19 protein-coding genes are annotated in these 19,379 nt (G+C 70.1%); 15 read left to right on the top strand and 4 right to left on the bottom strand.

The annotated features are described in order from the left end of the window. Positions 1-37: 37 nt before the first annotated feature. Genes hisD through hisH form a run of 4 tightly spaced genes read left to right on the top strand, consistent with a single transcriptional unit; the run spans position 38 to position 3,756 of the window. A complete protein-coding gene (gene hisD, locus ACQ260_RS02530; protein ID WP_432557822.1) occupies positions 38-1,360 on the top strand; it encodes a histidinol dehydrogenase in 1,323 nt (440 codons plus the stop codon). Positions 1,361-1,376: 16 nt separating this feature from the next. Beyond that, positions 1,377-2,501, top strand: a complete 1,125-nt coding sequence (locus ACQ260_RS02525) for a histidinol-phosphate transaminase (RefSeq protein ID WP_432557821.1) — start codon at positions 1,377-1,379, stop codon at positions 2,499-2,501. Beyond that, positions 2,498-3,139 (top strand): imidazoleglycerol-phosphate dehydratase HisB, encoded by a 642-nt coding sequence (gene hisB, locus ACQ260_RS02520; protein ID WP_432557820.1) that lies wholly within the window; start codon positions 2,498-2,500, stop codon positions 3,137-3,139. The genes ACQ260_RS02525 and hisB overlap by 4 nt, the downstream gene beginning before the upstream one ends. Further along, entirely contained in the window at positions 3,136-3,756 is a 621-nt protein-coding gene (hisH, locus tag ACQ260_RS02515; protein ID WP_432557819.1) for an imidazole glycerol phosphate synthase subunit HisH, read from the top strand. Before hisB ends, hisH begins: the two co-directional genes overlap by 4 nt. 12 nt (positions 3,757-3,768) lie before the next feature. Here the strand turns inward: hisH and ACQ260_RS02510 are convergent, their stop codons facing one another. From ACQ260_RS02510 to ACQ260_RS02500, 3 genes are read right to left on the bottom strand one after another with little or no spacing between them, the layout of a single operon-like run. Next, positions 3,769-5,115 (bottom strand): polysialyltransferase family glycosyltransferase, encoded by a 1,347-nt coding sequence (locus ACQ260_RS02510; RefSeq protein ID WP_432557818.1) that lies wholly within the window; start codon positions 5,113-5,115, stop codon positions 3,769-3,771. Beyond that, a complete protein-coding gene (locus ACQ260_RS02505) occupies positions 5,112-6,125 on the bottom strand; it encodes a glycosyltransferase family 2 protein (protein WP_432557817.1) in 1,014 nt (337 codons plus the stop codon). The genes ACQ260_RS02510 and ACQ260_RS02505 overlap by 4 nt, the downstream gene beginning before the upstream one ends. After that, the gene (locus ACQ260_RS02500; protein WP_432557816.1) at positions 6,122-7,129 is read right to left on the bottom strand and encodes a glycosyltransferase family 2 protein; all 1,008 of its coding nucleotides are present in this window, start codon (positions 7,127-7,129) and stop codon (positions 6,122-6,124) included. The genes ACQ260_RS02505 and ACQ260_RS02500 overlap by 4 nt, the downstream gene beginning before the upstream one ends. 89 nt (positions 7,130-7,218) lie before the next feature. Here ACQ260_RS02500 and ACQ260_RS02495 point away from each other — a divergent pair, with 89 nt between their 5' ends. Both ACQ260_RS02495 and ACQ260_RS02490 read left to right on the top strand, forming a co-directional pair. Beyond that, positions 7,219-8,157: an N-acetylneuraminate synthase family protein gene (locus tag ACQ260_RS02495; protein ID WP_432557815.1), complete on the top strand. Its 939-nt coding sequence runs from the start codon at positions 7,219-7,221 to the stop codon at positions 8,155-8,157. 4 nt (positions 8,158-8,161) lie between these two features. Beyond that, positions 8,162-9,121 (top strand): hypothetical protein, encoded by a 960-nt coding sequence (locus tag ACQ260_RS02490; protein ID WP_432557814.1) that lies wholly within the window; start codon positions 8,162-8,164, stop codon positions 9,119-9,121. A gap of 22 nt (positions 9,122-9,143) precedes the next feature. On the opposite strand, the gene ACQ260_RS02485 is transcribed toward ACQ260_RS02490, so the two are convergent. Then, positions 9,144-9,614 carry a PaaI family thioesterase gene (locus ACQ260_RS02485; protein ID WP_432557813.1) on the bottom strand — a complete coding sequence of 157 codons (471 nt, stop codon included), beginning with the start codon at positions 9,612-9,614 and terminating at the stop codon, positions 9,144-9,146. A 71-nt stretch (positions 9,615-9,685) separates the two neighbouring features. Between ACQ260_RS02485 and priA the strand changes: the two genes are divergently transcribed. From priA to ruvB, 9 genes are all read left to right on the top strand, one after another. Next, positions 9,686-10,444: a bifunctional 1-(5-phosphoribosyl)-5-((5-phosphoribosylamino)methylideneamino)imidazole-4-carboxamide isomerase/phosphoribosylanthranilate isomerase PriA gene (priA, locus tag ACQ260_RS02480; RefSeq protein WP_432557812.1), complete on the top strand. Its 759-nt coding sequence runs from the start codon at positions 9,686-9,688 to the stop codon at positions 10,442-10,444. Then, on the top strand, positions 10,441-12,795 hold the full coding sequence (locus ACQ260_RS02475) for an HAD-IB family hydrolase (RefSeq protein ID WP_432557811.1): 2,355 nt from the start codon (positions 10,441-10,443) through the stop codon (positions 12,793-12,795). Before priA ends, ACQ260_RS02475 begins: the two co-directional genes overlap by 4 nt. Before the next feature lie 2 nt (positions 12,796-12,797). Beyond that, positions 12,798-14,318 carry a lactate racemase domain-containing protein gene (locus tag ACQ260_RS02470; protein ID WP_432557810.1) on the top strand — a complete coding sequence of 507 codons (1,521 nt, stop codon included), beginning with the start codon at positions 12,798-12,800 and terminating at the stop codon, positions 14,316-14,318. Then, positions 14,315-15,193 (top strand): 1-acyl-sn-glycerol-3-phosphate acyltransferase, encoded by an 879-nt coding sequence (locus tag ACQ260_RS02465; RefSeq protein ID WP_432557809.1) that lies wholly within the window; start codon positions 14,315-14,317, stop codon positions 15,191-15,193. Before ACQ260_RS02470 ends, ACQ260_RS02465 begins: the two co-directional genes overlap by 4 nt. Before the next feature lie 63 nt (positions 15,194-15,256). Next, the gene (locus ACQ260_RS02460) at positions 15,257-16,240 is read left to right on the top strand and encodes a GNAT family N-acetyltransferase (protein ID WP_432557808.1); all 984 of its coding nucleotides are present in this window, start codon (positions 15,257-15,259) and stop codon (positions 16,238-16,240) included. Positions 16,241-16,257: 17 nt separating this feature from the next. Beyond that, the gene (locus tag ACQ260_RS02455; RefSeq protein WP_432557807.1) at positions 16,258-17,004 is read left to right on the top strand and encodes a YebC/PmpR family DNA-binding transcriptional regulator; all 747 of its coding nucleotides are present in this window, start codon (positions 16,258-16,260) and stop codon (positions 17,002-17,004) included. A 90-nt stretch (positions 17,005-17,094) separates the two neighbouring features. Next, positions 17,095-17,706: a crossover junction endodeoxyribonuclease RuvC gene (ruvC, locus tag ACQ260_RS02450; RefSeq protein WP_432558353.1), complete on the top strand. Its 612-nt coding sequence runs from the start codon at positions 17,095-17,097 to the stop codon at positions 17,704-17,706. Further along, positions 17,703-18,302: a Holliday junction branch migration protein RuvA gene (gene ruvA / locus ACQ260_RS02445; RefSeq protein WP_432557806.1), complete on the top strand. Its 600-nt coding sequence runs from the start codon at positions 17,703-17,705 to the stop codon at positions 18,300-18,302. Before ruvC ends, ruvA begins: the two co-directional genes overlap by 4 nt. Positions 18,303-18,342: 40 nt before the next feature. Next, positions 18,343-19,371, top strand: coding sequence for a Holliday junction branch migration DNA helicase RuvB (ruvB, locus tag ACQ260_RS02440; RefSeq protein WP_432557805.1), 1,029 nt, complete (start codon positions 18,343-18,345; stop codon positions 19,369-19,371). Positions 19,372-19,379: the final 8 nt, after the last annotated feature.

Below are 19,379 nucleotides of genomic sequence, written 5' to 3'. Positions count from 1 at the left end.
GGGCAGGCATTCGGTTCGGCTCTCTAGAATCGCCTCCGTGCTGCGAACTCTGGATCTGCGAGGCCGGCTGGCTGCCGGCGAAACCCTCGATTATCGGCGCATCGTGCCCCGCGCGCCGTTCGACGTCGCTGCTGCCATGGCGGCGGTCGCCCCGATCTGTGACGCGGTGGCCGAGCGCGGAGAGGACGCGCTCCGGGAGCTCTCCGAACGGTTCGATCGCGTGGTGCCCAGCAGCTTCCGGGTGCCGACCGAGGCGCTCGCCGACGCCGAGGCCCAACTGGATCCCGACGTCCGGGCCGCCTTCGAGGTCGCGATCGAGCGCCGCCGTGCGGTGGCGGTCGCGGAGCGGGGAGACGAGTCGATCGAGGTCGACGTGGCGGCTGGGGCGCGCGTGACCCACAAGACGATCCCGGTCAACCGCGTCGGCCTCTATGTGCCGGGCGGCCTCGCCCCGTTGGCCTCCAGCGTGATCATGAACGTGGTGCCCGCCCAGGTCGCGGGCGTGCGATCGATCGCCGTCACCTCGCCGCCGCAGGAGGAGTTCGGCGGATTGCCGCACCCGAACATCCTTGCGCTCTGCAGCATCCTCGGTGTGGACGAGGTCTTCGCCGTGGGGGGCGCCCAGGCCGTGGCGATGTTCGCCTATGGGGTTCCGGGGCTCTGCGCCGCCGTCGATCTCGTCACGGGCCCCGGCAACATTTATGTCGTCGCCGCCAAGCGCCTGCTCAAGGGCCGGATCGGCATCGACTCAGAGGCCGGGCCGACGGAGATCGCGATCCTGGCCGACGACACCGCCCACCCGGCCCACGTTGCCGCCGACCTCATCTCCCAGGCAGAACACGACCCGCTCGCAGGGTCGGTCCTCGTCACCGACTCGAGCGAACTCGCGGGCGCCGTGCAGGCGGCGCTCGAACCGCAGATTGCCAACACCCGACACCAGGACCGCATCCGGACCGCGCTCACGGGCGACCAGTCCGGCATCGTGCTGGTCGACGACATCGACCAGGGCCTCGCGGTCGTGGATGCCTATGGCGCCGAACACCTGGAGATCCACACGCGTGACGCGGCTGACCTCGCCCAAAGGGTCACGAACGCCGGGGCCATCTTCATCGGCACCTACGCGCCGGTCTCGCTCGGCGACTACTGTGCCGGGTCCACCCACGTCCTGCCGACCGCCGGCGCCGCTGCGCACTCTTCGGGACTGACCGTCCAGTCGTTCCTGCGCCACGTGCATCTGATCGACTATTCGGCCGACGCGCTGGCCGGCGTACGCCGCACGGTGGAGACCTTCGCCCACGCGGAGGATCTGCCCGCCCACGGCGCGGCCGTGACCGTCCGATTCACCGACCCCCGCGACTGATCCCCGAGAGGAAACCGTGACCACCCGTGCCCAAGGGTCCGCCGCCGCCATCGGTCTGGCGGACCTGCCGCTGCGCCCCGAATTGGTGGGGGAGGAGCCCTATGGCGCTCCCCAGCTCGACGTGCCGGTGCTGCTGAACGTCAACGAGAACCCGTATGCGCCGAGCGACCGCGTGCGCGCCGAGATCGCGACCGCCGCCGCCGAGGCCGCGACGGTCATGAACCGCTATCCCGACCGGGAGGCCCGTGCGCTGCGGAGTCGGCTCGCGCGCTATCTGGGTCACGGCCTGACGGCCGACAACATCTGGGCCGCGAACGGGTCGAACGAGGTCATGACCCACCTGCTCCAGGCCTTCGCCGGGCCCGACCGGTCGCTGCTGACGTTCGGGCCGACCTATTCGATGTATCCGGAGTACGCCCGCAACACCCACACCCGATTCGTGGTCGAGCCGCGCGCCGATGACTTCACCCTCGATCCCGACCGGGTGGTCGCGGCCGTCACCCGGCACCAGCCCGACGTTGTCGTGGTCACCACGCCCAACAACCCGACCGGCACGGTCACCGGGCTCGACACGATCCGGACGCTGCTCGACGTCGCGCCGGGCATCGTGGTGATCGATGAGGCGTACCAGGAATTCGTCACCCCCGGCCTGCCCACCGCGCTCGAACTGCTCGGCGATTATCCGCGCCTCGTCGTGAGCCGGACGATGAGCAAGGCGTTCGCATTCGCCGGCGGTCGACTCGGTTATCTGGCCGCGGCGCCGGCGATCGTCGACGCCTGCCGGATCGTGCGGCTGCCTTATCACTTGTCCGGGATCACGCAGGCCGTGGCGTCGGTCGCACTCGACAACGCCCCGGAGATGATGGCGCACGTCGCCGAGCTCCGGGCGGCGCGTGACGATCTCGTCGATTGGCTCCGCGAACAGGGCCTGCCCGTGGTGCCGACGCAGGCCAACTTTGTCCTGTTCGGGGCGTTCGCGGACCGGCACGAGGTCTGGTCGCAGCTCCTTGCCGACGGAGTGCTGATCCGCGAGACCGGCCCGGCCGGCATGTTGCGGGTGTCCGTCGGGACACCGGCCGAGATGGCGGCATTCAAGGCAGCCCTGCTGCGCGTCCTGGCGAACGAGGAGATGAGCCGATGACCGATCACACATCCCGCACGGCGACGGCCGAGCGCAAGACCTCCGAGTCCGGAGTCCGCGTCCGCGTCAACCTGGACGGCACCGGCGAATCCACGGTCAGCACAGGCGTTGGGTTCTTCGACCACATGCTGACCTCGCTGAGCCGGCACTCGCTGATCGATCTGGAGATCGAGGCCACCGGGGACGTCTGGATCGACGCTCATCACGTCGTCGAGGACACCGCCATCGTGCTGGGCCAGGCGTTGCGGGAGGCCTTCGGCGACAAGCGGGGCATCCGCCGCTTCGGGGACGCGCTGGTGCCCCTCGACGAAGCGCTCGCCCAGTGTGTGGTCGACATCGCCGGGCGACCCTATTGCGTCCACAGCGGTGAGCCTGACGCGCAGGCCTATGCGCAGATCGGTGGCGGGCCGTGGCCGGACGGGACGCCGGGCACACCGTATGTCGGCTCCATGACCCGCCACATCGTCGAAACCCTCGCCTTCAACGCCGGGATCTGCATCCATCTCACGCTGGTTGCGGGCCGGGACCCGCACCACATCGTGGAGGCCCAGGTCAAGGCGCTCGCCCGGGCCCTGCGGACCGCCCTCGAACCGGACGGCCGGATCGCCGGCGTGCCCAGCACCAAGGGCGCCCTGTGAGCGGCGGCCGGCGCGTGGTCGTCCTCGACTACGGGTCCGGCAATCTTCGGTCGGCCTGCCGGGCGCTGGAGCGGGCCGGGGCCGAGGTGGTCCTGTCCGCCGATGTCGCGACGGCCGAGCGCGCGGACGGGCTGGTGGTGCCGGGGGTCGGCGCCTATGCGGCCTGCATGGCCGGGCTCCGTGGGATCGGTGGCGATGACGCGATCCGTGCCCGGGCGGCTGCCGGCCGGCCGGTGCTGGGCATCTGCGTCGGCTATCAGGTGCTGTTCGACGAGGGCGTGGAACACGGTGTCCAGTCCGCAGGCTGTGGCGTCCTGCCCGGGCGCGTCGAACGACTGGCCGCGCGTCGCCTGCCGCACATGGGCTGGAACCTCGTTGACGCCCCGGCCGGGTCCGTGCTCTTCGACCGCGTCGCCGACCAACGGTTCTATTTCGTCCATTCCTATGGCGTGCACACCACTGGAGCCGATCACACGACCTGGTGCGACCACGAGGCCGACCGGTTCGTCGCGGCCGTCGAGCACGGCGCGGTGAGCGGCACGCAGTTCCATCCCGAAAAATCGGGCGGTGCTGGTCTGCGGCTGCTCGGCAACTGGGTGGCGTCGCTGGGCCGCTGAGCCGGACCGCTCTCAGCCGCCGCCCGGGACCCCGCGGATCGGCCCCATCAGGCGTTCCTCAAGTTTCCGTTCGATCGCGTACGCCGAGCGCGCGGCTCTGCGCAGTGACGGCGCCAACCTTGTCCTGAGCGTCTGACGCCCGCCGGGCAGACCCAGCTCGCCCAGTCGCACCGCCGGGAAGAAGCGCGCCTCCGCGGTCCCGTGTTCCCAGAGCCAGTCGCTCGCGGCGGCGCGGCGGTGGGCCAGCACCTCGGGCTGCATCACGAAGCCGACCGCCTCGATCAGGCGCGTGACTTCGGGCAGGCCCAGCCGGGCAGGGCCGTCCGGGCCCGCGACCAGCGAGTCGATGATGACGAGCGGGATTCGGTTGCTGTTGGGGAACGGCTTGAGCGCGGCGAGCAGATCCTCGGTGCCGACCCGGACCACCGGCAGGCCATAGACGGACTGGGCCGTCATGAGAGCGGTCGAGAAGCACCCGACCACCAGCCCTGTCTCGATCCGCTCGAACAGGGTCTCCGCGAGCACCGGCGCCGTGAACACCTCGACCTCTGCGCCCAGCTCCGCGGCCCGGGCGAGCATCGGACCGGCCAGCTCGGTCGGGGCCGTCGGGTGGGGTTTGAACACGACCCGCCGGAAGCCGCGAGCGACCGCTGCCTCGAGCATGCGCGTGTGCAGGGCCTCCTCCTCTGCGCTGGTGATGAGACCGAGCGGGGAGAGATATTGCCCCAGCAACAGCGCGACCGGGCCCGTGGTCTCCGGCAGCCCGGCGTCCGCGCCCAGGTCGGCAAGCACGGTCCGGAAGGCGTCGGTCGGGATGATCCGGCGCTCGACCCCGAATTCCTCCAGCAACAGCGGGGCCAGCCCCGGAACCAGGTCCAGGTGCAGCAACCGCTCGATGCGGGAGCCCACCTCGGACAGGATCTTGTTGCGCGTCGGGCCATAGCTCATCAGCCCGTCCGCATAGACGTCGATCGATGCCTGCGGGAACGACCATGCGAGCGCTTGGGCCGGGGACACCTGGATCGACTCGACCACCAGATGCACCGGCCCGTCGCCCAGGTCCCACAACAACCGGAAATAGCGTTCCCACACCGGCATCTCCGCCTCCGACGGGGTCCACACCGACGGGTGCAGCGGCGCGATCGCGTCGTTGAAGGACACGACCCGGTCGAACGGCTCGGCCAAGCCGGCGAAGGCCGGGGCCTCGGTCAGGTCGGCGACGGCCTCCGGGACCTGCGCGTTGTTGCTGCAGATGAGGATTCGGGGACCATCGCCGGGGAACAGGCCCGCGGCCAGTGCGGCGTTGAGGGTCGCGAGGCCGAAGAGGGTGGACACCTCGAACAGGTGCGTGCGGGTCATCGTGCTCTCCGTTCGGGTTCGGTGCGGGCCTGCCGGTCGGCGGGGTTCGCGGCGTCGGCCATCAACCGGGTGAGCCGGTTCCGCCGGTCGGGGGTCAGGTCCGCGAGGGTGTCGTTGAGGAACGGCTGCGGGGCACCGGCGAGGGCGCGACCCAACAGCAGACGGAACGTTCGGCGTACCTCGGGAGCGAATCGCTCCATCCGCCCCAGGTGATGGAGCGTGAGCTCACACCACCGGCGCACCGCCTTGGGCAGGAACCGCTCGGCATCGGGATCGGCGCGAACGATCCGGATCACCTGTTCCATCGCCGCGACGAAATCGAGCTGGGTCGAGTCGGCCAGCCTGGTCAGCGAACCGGGCTGGTCGCGGTGATAGTGCACCCCGGCGAGCCCGGGCACCGAGAACGCCTCCGCACCGAGGTGCAGTTGCCAGATCCATGGCCGGTCCTCCGCTGTGCGCAGCGCATCAGGGAAGCGCAGCGTGCCGGCTTCCGCGAGCGAGCGGTGATAGGCGCCGGCCCAGGCGTACGGATAATCCACGGCCGTCCGCTGACCCACCGGCAGGATCGCCTCCCGCGCTGCCTCGATGCGCCCGTCCCGGCACCCGGCGGGCACCCTGCGCAGCACGCGGTCCCGGCCGGTCACTTCGATGTGGTCGGTGCGGATCATGGGTACGCCCAGTCCGGCGATCGCGTCCAGCAGCGCTGGAAAATAGTCGCGGACCACGGTGTCGTCACCGTCGAAGAAGGTGAGGTAGTCGGTCTCCGCCAACGCTGCCCCGGCGTTGCGGGCGCCCGAGAGTCCGAGGTTCTGGTCGAGCCGGTGGAGTCGGGCGCGGGGGAGGCGGGGGAGGGCGGCCTCGAGCACGTCGGCCGTGGCATCCGGCGAGGCATCATCGACGAACAGCAGCTCGACCCGGTCGTCGATGGCCCGAGCCAGACTGGCGAGGGTGAGGGGGAGGCGGGTGGCCAGGCGATAGCACGGGATCACGACCGTGAGCGTCGCGGTCATCGGCGGGCTCCCGGGAGGGGGGCGACCGACAGGACGCGGGCCGCTCGGCGCAGGGACTCGACCGCTTGGCGCCGGCTCTCGGGCATGGCCCGGATGACCGCCTGGAGTTCTTCGGGATCGGCCGTGTCGAGCAGGCCCGCGGCCTCCACGATGAACCGGGCCCGCAGCGCCGGGGTGAACCTGCCCCGGTGCTGCCAGTGCCATGCGAACAGGCCGGCCCAGGTCCTCAGGACCTTGGCCCGGAAACGGTCGGCCTCGCGGTCGGCCGCGACGATCTCGCCCACCTGCCGCATCGACTCGGTGACCGCGAGTTGGCGCACATCGCCGGTTTGGGTCAGCGACCCCTCGACGGCTTGCCGATAATGGACGCCGACCGTGCGGGCGATCGTGAACTCCGGCACCGACAGGTGGAGCCGCCAGATCGTCGGCCGGTCCTCGGCCGTGCGCAGTTCGGGCGGATAGAAGACGAGTCCCTCTTCGGCGAGGCGACGGTGATAGACGCCGGACCACGCATGGGCGAAATCCACCGAACTCGTGCGTGCCGACAGGATGGACTCGCGCGGACTGCCGATCCGTCCCGCCCGGTTGACGTCGGGGATCCGGACGAGCGTGCGCTCGCGGCCGGTGCACTGGATGTGATCGGTGCGGACCCAGTCGACGCCGAGCGCGAGGACTTCATCGAGCAGGGCGGGGTAGTAGCCCTTCGACACCCAGTCGTCCCCGTCCAGGAACGTGAACCAGTCGGTCTCCAGTTCGGCCAGCGCGGCCATGCGGGCGCCCGCCAGCCCCCGGTTGTCCGGCAGTTCCAGGACCTCGGCACCCGGCAGCTCGCGTGCGGTGCGTCGCAACCGCTCCGGTGTGTCGTCCGGGGATGCATCGTCGACCAGGAGGAACCGGATCCGTGGGTCGCTCGACCAGCGAAGGCTGGCCAGAGCGTCCTCGGCCAGGGGGCCCAGCCGGAAGAAGTTCACCACCACGGTGAGCAGCGGATGTGCAGCGGGCATGGCGCCACCCTAGTGGGGGAACGGGGAGGTCAGCCCAGCGCCGGCAGCGTGTAGCCTTTCGACGCGACCGGTCGATGGGAGAAGGAACTATGAGCACAGCCGAGAGCAGCAAGGTGCGCCTGTTCGGCGACCGTCCTGTGGGACCGGGCCATCCGGTCTATGTCACGGGCGAGATCGGCATCAACCACAACGGCGACTTGGACAATGCTCTGCGGCTCATCGACGCGGCGGTCCACGCGGGTGCGGACGCCGTGAAGTTCCAGAAGCGCACGCCCGAGATCGCCACCCCGCGTGACCAGTGGGATCTCGAGCGGGACACCCCGTGGGGTCGCATGCGCTATATCGACTATCGCCACCGCGTGGAGTTCGGGGTCGAGGAATACAGCCGCATCGACGAATACTGCAAGGCGCACGACATCGCCTGGTTCGCCTCACCGTGGGACACCGAGGCGGTCGACTTCCTCGAGCAGTTCGATCTCCCCGCGCACAAGGTCGCGTCCGCGTCGCTCACCGACGACGACCTGCTCGGCAAGCTTCGCGCCACGGGTCGGACCGTGATCCTGTCCACCGGCATGTCGACCCCGGCCCAGATCCGGCATGCGGTCGAGGTGCTGGGCAGCGAACAGATCCTCATGTGCCATGCCACCAGCACTTATCCGGCCAAGCCGGAAGAGCTCAACCTGCGCATGATCAACACCCTCAACAAGGAATATCCGAACGTCCCGATCGGCTATTCCGGCCACGAGACGGGCCTGCAGACGACCCTGGCGGCCGTCGCTCTCGGCGCGGTGTTCATCGAGCGCCACATCACCCTCGACCGGGCCATGTGGGGCTCGGACCAGGCCGCGTCCGTCGAGCCGGGCGGCCTTGAGCGGCTCGTCCGGGACATCCGCGTGATCGAGAAGTCGCTCGGTGACGGGGTCAAGAAGGTCTATGAGTCCGAGCTTGGCCCGATGAAGAAGCTGCGCCGGGTCCCCGGGGTGATCGCGGACGCGGGCGACGACCACATCCACACCCCACGCGTCTGAGTCCGTGGGCAACACCCTGGGCTTCGTCGAGAGCCCGGCCCAACTGCTGAACGCGGTCGAGTGGGCTGCGGCGACCGGGATCGATGCCGATCTCGTCGTCCTCGGGCCGGGCGATCCGGTGACCCGGTTCCAACTGCATCGGCTCACCGACCTGGTGCGCCGCGACGGCTTCGTCGTCCGCTGGGCCGAGGTCCGCGGAAAGGGACCGGGCGCGGGATCTGCGCTGGCCCGCTGCGTCCGCGCGGTCCGGGCGGCGGACACGATCGTGCTCGGTGATCCTTATGCGGCGTTCGCCCATCTCCTTCTCACCGCGGCCGGAAGGCACCTGCGGCTGGTCGTCGTCGACGACGGGACCGCCACGCTGCGCTTCGCCGAGCAGTGGGCGAGCGGGGCCGAGCTGCGTCGGTGGCACGTGGCCCGCCGGTCCCGAGCTCATCGGGCGGTCGGCCGCCGCGCCGAGCGGCTCCTCGGCCGCCGCAGCGACAGGGTCGAGTTGTTCAGCGCCATGCCTCTCGACACCGACCTGCCCGTCACCCCGAACACCTATGCGTGGGTTCGGGACCGTTTCGGCCCCCCGCAGACCCTCGACGGCACGGACCTCATGGGCACGTCGCTGGTGGAGACAGGGGTCGTCGCCGGGGCGGCGTACCTGCGGGGGATCGAACGCCTCGCCACCCGACGGGCGGTCGCCCGCTATCTGCCCCATCGCCACGAGTCGCCCGAAAAATTGGCCACGATCGAGCGGCTGGGGGTGCGGATCGTGCGGCCGGATCTGCCGATGGAGGTGTACGCCCGACGCGGTCCGGTCGGGCGCAGCATCCTGTCCTTCCCCTCCACGGTGCTGCACACCCTGCCGCTCGTGCTGGCCGACACGGCGGTCACCATCGAGCCGCTCACCGTCGAGGACGACTGGTTCGCAGCCGATGCCCGCGGCGAGGAACGCGCGTTCGTGCACGGGATCTGACCGTCGCTCGGGCCGCGGCCGGTCAGCCGGCCATGGTGTCCGGGGCCTCCAGGGCGATCACCCGGCCGCGGGCCACCACGGTGCCCTCGGCGGTGACCACGAGCTCGACGGTGACCTTGCGGCCCCGCACCTCGGCGATCGTCCCGCTGCACACCAGCTCCGGTCCCATGGGAGTGGGGCGCTCATAGCGCACCTCGAGCGTGCCCGTCACGAACCGCAGCGCTCCGTCGGTCGCGGCGTCGACGCCTCGCTCGCGGCCCGCGGCCAGCGCGGCACTCCCGGTTCCAGCGCAGTCGATCAGGCTCGCGACGACCCCGCCATAGACGAATCCCCGGATCGCGGTGTGCTCCGGTTCCGGAGTGAACCGGGTCTCGGTGGTGCGATCCGGCAGCCACCGGGTGCTGAACCGGTGCCCGGCGGGGTTGTGCACCCCGCACCCGAAGCATTGGGCCAGGTCCTCGTCATAGAACTGCTGGATCGCGGGCTCGGACATCGGAACTCCTCCTCAGGGTCGCCGTGGTGCGCCCAGCCTGCCAGCCCGGACGACTCCGATAACATGCCCGGGTGGAATCCTTGACGTTGCTGCCTGCGGTTGATGTGAAGGGCGGCCAAGCCGTCCAACTGGTCCAAGGGGTTGATGGCACCGAGAAGGTGTTCGGAGACCCGGTCGAGGCCGCCCGTCGGTGGCAGGACGGCGGCGCGGAATGGTTGCACGTGGTGGATCTGGATGCGGCATTCGGCCGCGGTCAGAATCTTGATGTCATCGGTCGCCTCATCGACGAGACCGATCTGCAGGTCGAGCTCTCCGGCGGCATCCGCGACGACGCCTCCCTGGAGCGCGCGCTGGCGACCGGCTGCACGCGGGTCAACATCGGGACCGCGGCGCTCGAGAACCCCGAGTGGTGCGAACAGATCATTCACCGGCACCGCGACCGCATCGCGATCAGCCTCGATGTCAAGGGCGACAAGCTTGCGGCCCGGGGCTGGACCTCCGAGGGCGGGAACGTGTTCGAGACCGTGGCCCGCCTCGACGCCGCCGGCTGCCGCCGTTACGTCGTCACCGACGTCGCGTCCGACGGCATGCTCACGGGCCCGAACTACGAGGTGCTGGGCGCGATCTGTGCCCGGACCGAGAACCCTGTCGTGGCCTCGGGCGGGATCTCCTCCCTGGAGGACCTGCGCCGGCTCCGCGGGCTGGTCCCGATCGGCATCGAGGGCGCGATCGTCGGCACGGCGCTCTATGTGGGCAACTTCACCCTCGCCGACGCGCTCGCCGTCGCCCGCGGCGCCGACATCCCCGTTCGAGACGAGGACCCCCGGTGAGTCATCAGACGCTGCTCAGCGGCAAGGTCCATGACGGTCCGTTGCTCGACGGGCGTCTGAAGCACCTGCTCGCGGGCAAGAAGATCGTCCTCACCGGCGTGACCGGATTCATCGGCGAACAGATCCTGTGGAAGATCCTCACCGAGCTGCCCGACACGACCGCCGGCGTCCTCGTGCGGCGCAAAGGCTCCGCCTCGGCCCGTGACCGCATGGTCCAGCTCGTCAAGAAGCGAATCTTCGCCGAGGTCCGGGACGCCGCCGGTGGTGCCGAGGAACTGCTCGATGCACGCGTCCAGGTTATCGAGGGCGACCTGCCCAACGTGCCGGATCTGCCGCGGGACACCGACGTGCTGATCCACTGTGCGGGTGACGTGTCGTTCGACCCGCCCATCGATCAGGCGTTCAAGACCAACGTGTTGGGCACGAAGGCGCTGCTCGACAAGCTGCGCGAGGCGATGTCCGACGCCGACGGCAACCTCGTCAAGGTGCCGCACTACGTGCACGTGTCGACGGCGTACACCGCCGGACGACGACGCGGCGCGATCCCCGAAGCCGCCCACGAGCACGAGGTCGACTATCAGGTCGAGACCGAGTGGGCGCTCAAGCTGGCCGAACGGATCGAGATCGAGTCCCGCAGCGCCGAGCGGCTGACCGAACTGCGCGAGCAGGCGGAGAAGGAGCACCGCCAGGCCGGCTTCCTCACCACTGCGGCCGACACGGAGCGCCGCCGCAAGGAGTGGGTCCACGAGCAGCTCGTGCTCGCCGGCACCGAGCGGGCGCGGTCGGTCGGCTGGACCGATGTCTACACGTTCGCCAAGGCGATGGGCGAGCGCATCGTCGCAGACCTGGGTCACGACATGCAGGTGTCGATCGTGCGTCCGGCGATCGTGGAGTCCTCGCTCAAGCATCCCTATCCGGGATGGATCGAGGGCTTCAAGATGGCGGAGCCGATCATCCTCGCCTACGGCAAGGGCGACCTTCCGGAGATCCCGGCCTCCCCGGACTCGGTCATCGACATCATCCCCTGCGACATGGTGGTCAACTGCATTCTGGCCGTGTGCGCCACCCAGCCCGCGGTCGGGCGCCCGGAGTTCTATCACTCCAATTCCGGCGCCCGCAATCCGCTGACGTTTCGCGACATCTATGTCCACGTCCGGCGCTATTTCACCGATCACCCGTTCGAGCGCGGCGATCGCGGACAGACGAAGCTCCCGATCTGGAACTGGCCCGGTTCGGCGCAGGTCGAGCGGTTCCTGGCCACGTCGGAGGTCGCCTCGAAGTGGGCGGACCGGGTGCTGAGCTTCGCGCCGCGCTCGGCGCGCACCCGCGCGTACGCACGCTCCCTCGACAAGGCCACCGGCCGGCTCGGCTTCCTGCGGCGCTATCTCACGATCTACGGCGAATATCTGCGGACGGAGCTCCACTTCGTCGACGACCACACGCTCGCCCTGCACCGTTCCCTGCACCCGGACGACGTGGACACCTGGGCGTTCGATTCGGCCGCTGTGGACTGGACCGAATACATCGAGGAGATCCACTGCCCGGCGGTCACTGCGCCCGTCCGGCGCATGGATGCCGTGCGTCGGCGCCGCGGCAACACCGCGTCGACCTATCGCGACCTCAGTCGCTCGACCGCCGATCCGAAGTCGGTCGTCGCGGTCTTCGACCTCGACGGCACCGTCATGAGCGGCAACGTTGTCGAGACCTATCTGTGGGCCAAGCTGCCCGAGTTGGGTGCGGTGGCCAAGGCATCCGAGATCGCCTCGCTGGTGAAGTCGCTGCCGAGCTATCTCCGGGCCGAGCGACGGGACCGCGGCACGTTCCTGCGTGCGCTGTATCGCCGTTATGAGGGGGCCGATCTGGCCGCGCTCGAGGAGACCGTCGACGAACGGATCTCCGAGCACATCCTCGACCGGTTGTCCCCGGACGCCGTCCGGCGCATCCGTGAACATCGTGCCCAGGGCCACACCACGGTGCTGATGACGGGCGCGATCCGGCCCCTCACCCGCCCGCTCCGGCCGCTGTTCGACGTCATCGTCGCCGCGGAACTCGCGGTTGACGAGGACGGACGATGCACGGGCTTCCTCACCGGTCCGCCGATGGTGGGCGAGTCCCGATCGGCGTGGTTGCGCCACTGGGCGAGCCTGAACGGGATCGACCTGGCGCAGTCGTACGCGTACGCCGATTCCCACGTCGACCTCCCGATGCTGTCGGTGGTCGGCCACCCCGTCGCGGTCAACCCGGACATCGGGTTGATGCGAGCGGCTCAGAAGAACTCATGGTCAGTCGTGGAGTGGGCTGCGATGTCCCAGACGCCCCGCTGGTCGATCACGCCCGCGAAGGAGAAGTGAGCATGCACCGCCCCGGTTTCGTCCTCGAGGTGGACGAGCGCACCCCGCCCCTGCTGATCGCCGAGGGGGCCGGCTGCCGCCTCGAGCGGCTGCCTCTGGGCACACGGGTGGCCTATCCGGCCGAGTCCCGGCCCGGCATCGACCCCGCCCTCGCCATCGGCCGCGCCCTCACCGAGCCGCTCGGACAGGTGCCGCTCGGTGACCTGCTCCGACCCGGCATCAAGTTGGCGATCGTGTTCACCGACGCCGCACGGCCGGCGCCGGCCATGGCGCGCCCGGACGTGCGCACCGAAGCGCTCGAACAGATCCTCAGTCTGGCGGCCGACGCCGGCATCGACGACGTCCGCCTGGTCGCAGCCAATGGCCTGCGCCGGGCCCAGAACGAGGAGGAGATCCGCGGGCTCGTGGGGGAGCGGGTGCACCGCTCGTTCGCCAGCGACGGTCTCATCGGGCCGCATGATGCCGAGGCCCCCGATCTCGTGGAGATCGCACCGGGCGTGCGCATCAACCGTGCCGTCGCCGAGGCGGACCTGGTCATCGACGTGTGTGTGGTCAGCGACCTGAGCCACACCGGTTGGCAACAGCTCACCACCGGCATCACAGGTGCGGCGACCGCATGGGCCCAGCTCGGCCGGGGCGGTGATCCGCAGGTTCGCGACGAGGTAGCCGGCGTGCTCGCCGAGCACCTGACCGTCTGGCATCTGGAGATTGTGCTCGACCAGTCGCTCTATCCGCCGCGCCTTGCCTTCCTCGGCAAGCGCGAATGGGAGTGGAATATCCGCGATCGGGTCAACGCGTTGGGACTGCGCCGCCTGCAGGGGTTCGCGCCCCATCGCGTCCGCGGGCTGCTGCTGGACTCGCCCTCGGCACCGTACGGTGTGCTGGCCGTCAACGGCGGTGACACCGCGGCCGTGGGCGAAGCCAGCCGCGCGGCCCTGATGGACCAACAGCGGGTCGACATTGGCGCACAGGCCGATGTCGTCATCGCCGGCCCGGCACCGGTCACCGAGCACAACCACGGCGCGGTCATGAACCCGTTGATCGCTGCTTGGGACACCCTGGCCCGCACCTTCGGCGCCCACACGGGCAAGCCAGCCGTCCGCGAGGGTGGCGCCCTGATCCTGTTTCATCCATTGACACAGGAGTTCAACGCCCGCTTCCACGCCGCCTCGGCGGACTTCTTCGCGGAGGTCCTGACCACCACGACCGACGCCGCGCAAATCCGCGCGGAGCACGAGGAACGGTTCGTTTCGGATGAGTGGTATGTGAGTCTCTATCGCACCCAGAACGCCTTCCACGGCACCCACCCGCTGCAATTGTGGGACGCCCTGCAGCCGGCGATCGACCACTGTGGCGACATCATCTGGGTCGGCGCCGACCGGGCCAGCGCGGAGCGCCTGGGCCACCGGGCCGCCAGCACCCTGGCCGACGCACTGGAGATCGCCTCCGCCTCCGTGGGCCGCAGCCCCGACATCCTGCACCTCCACACCCCGCCGTCGCTGATCGCGGACGTGACCGCATGAGCACCAACGAGGTCGAACCCCGTGCGCTCGCCCGCTGGGCCACGTCCGGGGGCCGTCGGCCCCGTCTCGTGCGCGGCCTGGTGCGCGATGCGCGCCAGCTGATCGCGGGCGCGCGCTGGTCCGGGCCGGAGAACGCCCCACAGGCCATCTCGGGCCGCCGGTTCGAGGACCCGGCGCGAGGGAGCCTCCCCAGGCGCCTGGCGCCGGTGCCCCCGTGGATCGCGTTGGACGGGCCGGTGCCGGCGCGACTGCCCGCCGGCCCGGTGATCTTCGTGGCGAACCATCCGACGGCCAACGCCGCGGAACTCGTGTTGGCGCGCCTCGACCCGGCACGCCGGGCCCGCACCGCGGTGGTCACGGTGCCGCGGGAGCCGGTCGGCTTCCTGTCCGGACTGCTCCGGCGGCGTGTGCGCCTGGACTTCGACGCCCCGGGCGCCGACGGCGTACGCCTCGCGAACCTGCTCGGCGACGGCTGGTCCGTTCTGGTCTTTCCCGAGGGGCTGCCGGCTGCCGGCGCCACGAAGCGTCCGTTCCACTCGTTCGCCGCCGATCTGGCCGAGCAGACGGGCCTGCCCGTGGTGCCGGTGGGCATTCGTGGTGCCCGGGCGGTGCGAGCCACCCCCGGTGTGTCGCGGGTCAGCGTCCGCTTCGGTGGCCCCCTGCACGCGGGCGCCGACTCCCGGGACCAGGAGGCCGCCGTCGACGGGCTGATCGCCGAGGACGGCGCGACCTGGTGGGCCGTGCAACGCTCCGAGCCCGGCCAACTGCCCGGTTCGAAGACACCCCAGACCGCCCACACCTGGCGCCACGTATGGGCCCAGACAGCCCGCCCGCAGAAGGGCGGCGTGGCGGAAACACCCCGGATTTGGCGGTGAACCCGCTAGAGTGTGCCACTGCTGTCTGCCGGAGGGGTGAAAGTGTCACACAGTCTGAACGACGTGACTCCTCTGCGGTGGCGCTCGGGCGAGGCAGCGGACCTCGCCGAAGTGCACGCCCTGCTGTCCGCAATCGCTGCCTTCGACGACACCACCCAACGGTGGGGGCCGGAAGATCTGCCCGCGTGGTTCGAGGCCAGTGGACCCTTGGCGTCGGACCTCATCGCGCTGGGCTACGAGCGGTCGTCGATGGTTGCCGTCGGCTGGCTCACGGTCGCCGAGGTCCCGGACACCGTGCGGCTCGATGGTGCTGTCCATCCGGCCTTCCGCCACCAGGGCATCGGCCGAGCGCTGCTCGACTGGCAGTTGCGCCGCGCACGCGATTGGTTCCTGGCGACTGAATCGCCCGGTCCGCTGCGGCTGGTCGCTTTCAGCGACGCCTCCATGTCCAACAAACGCTCCCTGCTCACCCATCAGGGCTTCGCACCGACACGGTGGCTGATCGACATGGTCTGCCCGTTCCCCACCAGCGGGCGGGTGGCCGAGTTCGTCGTCACCCCGGTGCTGGGCGTTCGTTTCGAACAGTTCGGGCCCGAGTGGGTGGAGCCCACGCGGGAGGCCCACAACGAGGCGTTCGCGCACCGATGGGGCTCGGAGGAAGTCGATGCCGAGGCGTGGGCTGCTTCGCTGGCGGTGGACCACGCCCGGCCCGACCTGTCGTGGGTCGCGGTGGATCAGTGGAACACCGTAGTCGGCTATGCCCTCAACTCCTCCACCGACGATCTCGGCGGACCGGCACTCGGCTGGACGGACAGGCTCGGTGTGCGTCCCGCGCAACGTGGCCGCAACATCGCCCGCGTGCTGCTCGCCCGATCCCTCGACTCGTTCCGCCGCGCCGGCATGGACGCGGGCGGCGTCGGATTGGACTCGGTCGACGGCGGCGGCACCTCGCTCTATCGATCGCTGGGCTACGAGCCCACCGACACCATCATTCAATACGAGCGGCTCGAAACCCCTGAGGAAGCACGAGCCGCACTCACACACTGATCAGAAAGGCCGGGTCAATGGCAGGTCATTCCAAGTGGGCGACAACCAAACACAAGAAGGCAGTCCTGGACGCGAAGCGAGGCAAACTCTTCGCGAAGCTTGTGAAGAACGTCGAGGTCGCGGCGCGCCTCGGAGGCGGCGATCCGGCCGGCAACCCGACGCTCTATGACGCGATCCAGAAGGCCAAGAAGTCCTCGGTGCCCAACGACAACATCGACCGCGCGGTCAAGCGCGGCTCGGGTGCCGGTGCGGATGCCGTCAACTACGAAACGTTGTGGTACGAGGCGATGGCCCCCGGCGGCATCGGCGTCCTCATCGAATGCCTCACCGACAACCGCAACCGCTCTGCCGCCGAAGTGAAGGTGGCGGTCACCCGCAACGGCGGCACGATGGCCGACGTCGGCTCGGTCTCGCGGATCTATCAGCGCAAGGGCGTCGTCGAGGTGGCCAAGGCCCAGGACGGCCGCGCGGTCTCCGAGGACGATCTGGTCGAGGCCACCCTCGAGGCCGGCGCCGACGAGGTCCTCGACGAGGGCGAGGGCTTCACGATCATCTGCGAACCCAACGACGTCGTCGACGTCCGCAAGGCGGTCCAGGCCGCCGGCCTCGACTACGAATCCGCCGAGGTGCGCATGGTCCCCGACTATGACTCGCCCGTCGACGAGGAGACCGCGGGCAAGCTCGAGCGCATCGTCGACGCGCTCGAGGACCTCGACGACGTGCAGAACGTCTACGACAACGCCGAGCTCCCGCAGGAGGACTGACACCTCGGGCCCGGCGTGGCCTGCGGTCGAGCAGCGCGTTCCACGGTTAGGATCCGAACGTCTGTTCCAACGGGAGGTCGCATGCGGGTGCTGGGGGTCGATCCCGGTCTGACACGCTGCGGGTTCAGTGTGGTGGAGGGTACGCCGGGCCGCCCGCCCGACCTGTTGGCCGTCGGGGTGATCAGAACGGCTGCCGATCTCGATGTGCCGCGCCGGCTCGTGACCCTCGAAGAGGAACTCAGCAGGCTGGTCTCCCGGTGGCTCCCCGACGTGTTGGCGGTCGAGCGGGTGTTCGCCCAGAACAACACCCCGACCGTCATCGGCACGGCACAGGCCGCCGGCATCGCGATGCTGGTCGGCGCACGACAGGCCATCCCCGTTGCCCAGCACACGCCGAGCGAGGTGAAGGCCGCGATCACCGGCAATGGCCGGGCCGGGAAGGACCAGGTCGGACACATGGTGGCTCGGGTTCTCCGGTTGGATGCACCGCCCAAGCCTGCGGACGCGGCGGACGCCGTGGCGCTGGGGATCTGTCAGGTGTGGCGAGGACAGACGAGCAACCGGATCGAGGAAGCGCTGCGGCGGGTCGAGCGCGATGGCGGGCACCACGGCAGTGCTCTGGCGCGGGCCGCCGAGCTCTCCCGCCGCCAAGTGGAGCGCGTGAACGCCGCCACCCGACGAGTCGGAAGGAGACGACCGTGATCGCCCATCTGCAGGGCACTGTCGCCGCGGTCGGCGCGACGTGGGTCGTGATGGACCTCAACGGATTCGGGTGCCGTGTTGAATGCACGCCGTCGACCGCCACGAGCGTCCGCCTCGGCCAGCCTGCGCACCTCCACACCTCGCTGGTGGTGCGGGAGGATTCGCTGACGCTCTATGGCTTTGCCGAAGCCGATGAGCGGGACTGCTTCGAGCTGGCCCAGACGGCCTCCGGCGTCGGGCCGCGTCTCGCCCAAGCGCTCCTCGCCGTGCTCAGCCCGGACGAGTTCCGCAGCGCGATCGTCGCAGAGGACCACAAGACGCTCACGCGCGTGCCCGGCATCGGACCGAAGGGTGCCCAGAAGATCGTGCTCGAGCTGAAGGACAAGGTGCAGGCGCTCGGGGCCATCACCGCGCTCCGGCCGGTCAGCACCGGCACCCCGCAGTGGCGCGACCAGGTCTCCCAGGGTTTGCAGGGGCTCGGCTGGTCGACGAAGGACGCCGAGACCGCGTGCGACCGGGTCGCCGACCTGGCCGAGACGGAACCCAACGTCGCGGTGCTCATGCGCGCGGCGCTGCGGACCCTGGCGAAGAAGTGAGCGGCCCTGACTGTCGCCCGTGCGAAGTAGGCTCGCGCCCGTGACAGAACACTCCCCGGTCGACCCGCACGCGTTCCCCGATGAACAGGCGGCCGAGTCCGCGCTGCGCCCCGGCTCGCTCGCGGAGTTCCGGGGCCAGCCGCGGGTGGCGGACCAGTTGGGGCTCGTGCTCGCGGCGGCCAAACACCGCGGTGGCGTGCCCGATCACGTGCTGCTGTCCGGTCCGCCCGGACTCGGCAAGACCACGCTCGCCATGATCATCGCCAGTGAGATGGGCGCACCGATCCGGATCTCCTCGGGACCCGCGATCCAGCACGCCGGTGACCTCGCGGCGATCCTGTCGGGCCTGGTGGAGGGCGAGGTCTTCTTCCTCGACGAGATCCACCGCATGTCCCGGCCGGCCGAGGAGATGCTCTATCTCGCGATGGAGGACTTCCGGGTCGACGTGATCGTCGGCAAGGGCCCCGGCGCCACTGCGATCCCGTTGGAGATCCCGCCGTTCACCCTCGTGGGGGCGACCACGCGCGCGGGGTTGTTGCCCGGCCCGTTGCGCGACCGGTTCGGGTTCACCGCTCAACTCGACTTCTATGAGACCGATGCCATTGAGCGGATCATCGTCCGGTCCGCGGCCGTTCTGGGGGTCCGACTGTCCGGCGACGCGGCCGTGGAGATCGCGCGCAGATCGCGTGGCACGCCCCGGATCGCCAACCGTCTGCTGCGGCGGGTTCGGGACTATGCCCAGGTCAAGGCGGACGGGCGGGTGACCCCGGCACTGGCGCGGGCTGCGCTGGAGTTGTACGAGGTGGATGAACTCGGTCTCGACCGGCTCGACCGGGGGGTGCTGGAGGCCATCTGTCGCCGGTTCGGCGGCGGCCCGGTCGGTCTGTCGACGCTCGCGATCTCGGTGGGGGAGGAGGCCGAGACCGTCGAGGAGGTCGCGGAGCCTTTCCTTGTGCGGCAGGGCTTTTTGATGCGTACGCAGAGGGGCCGGGTGGCCACCGAAGCCGCCTGGCGACACCTTGGGCTCACCCCACCGGCCGGCCACCAGGGGCCCGACCTCTTCACGTGAGCGCGGGC

Origin of the sequence: Ammonicoccus luteus (assembly GCF_050880385.1) — a bacterium.
GTDB lineage: Bacteria > Actinomycetota > Actinomycetes > Propionibacteriales > Propionibacteriaceae > Enemella.
The sequence above is the reverse complement of the archived record's forward strand: the minus strand, read 5'-3'. Positions and strand labels throughout refer to the sequence as shown.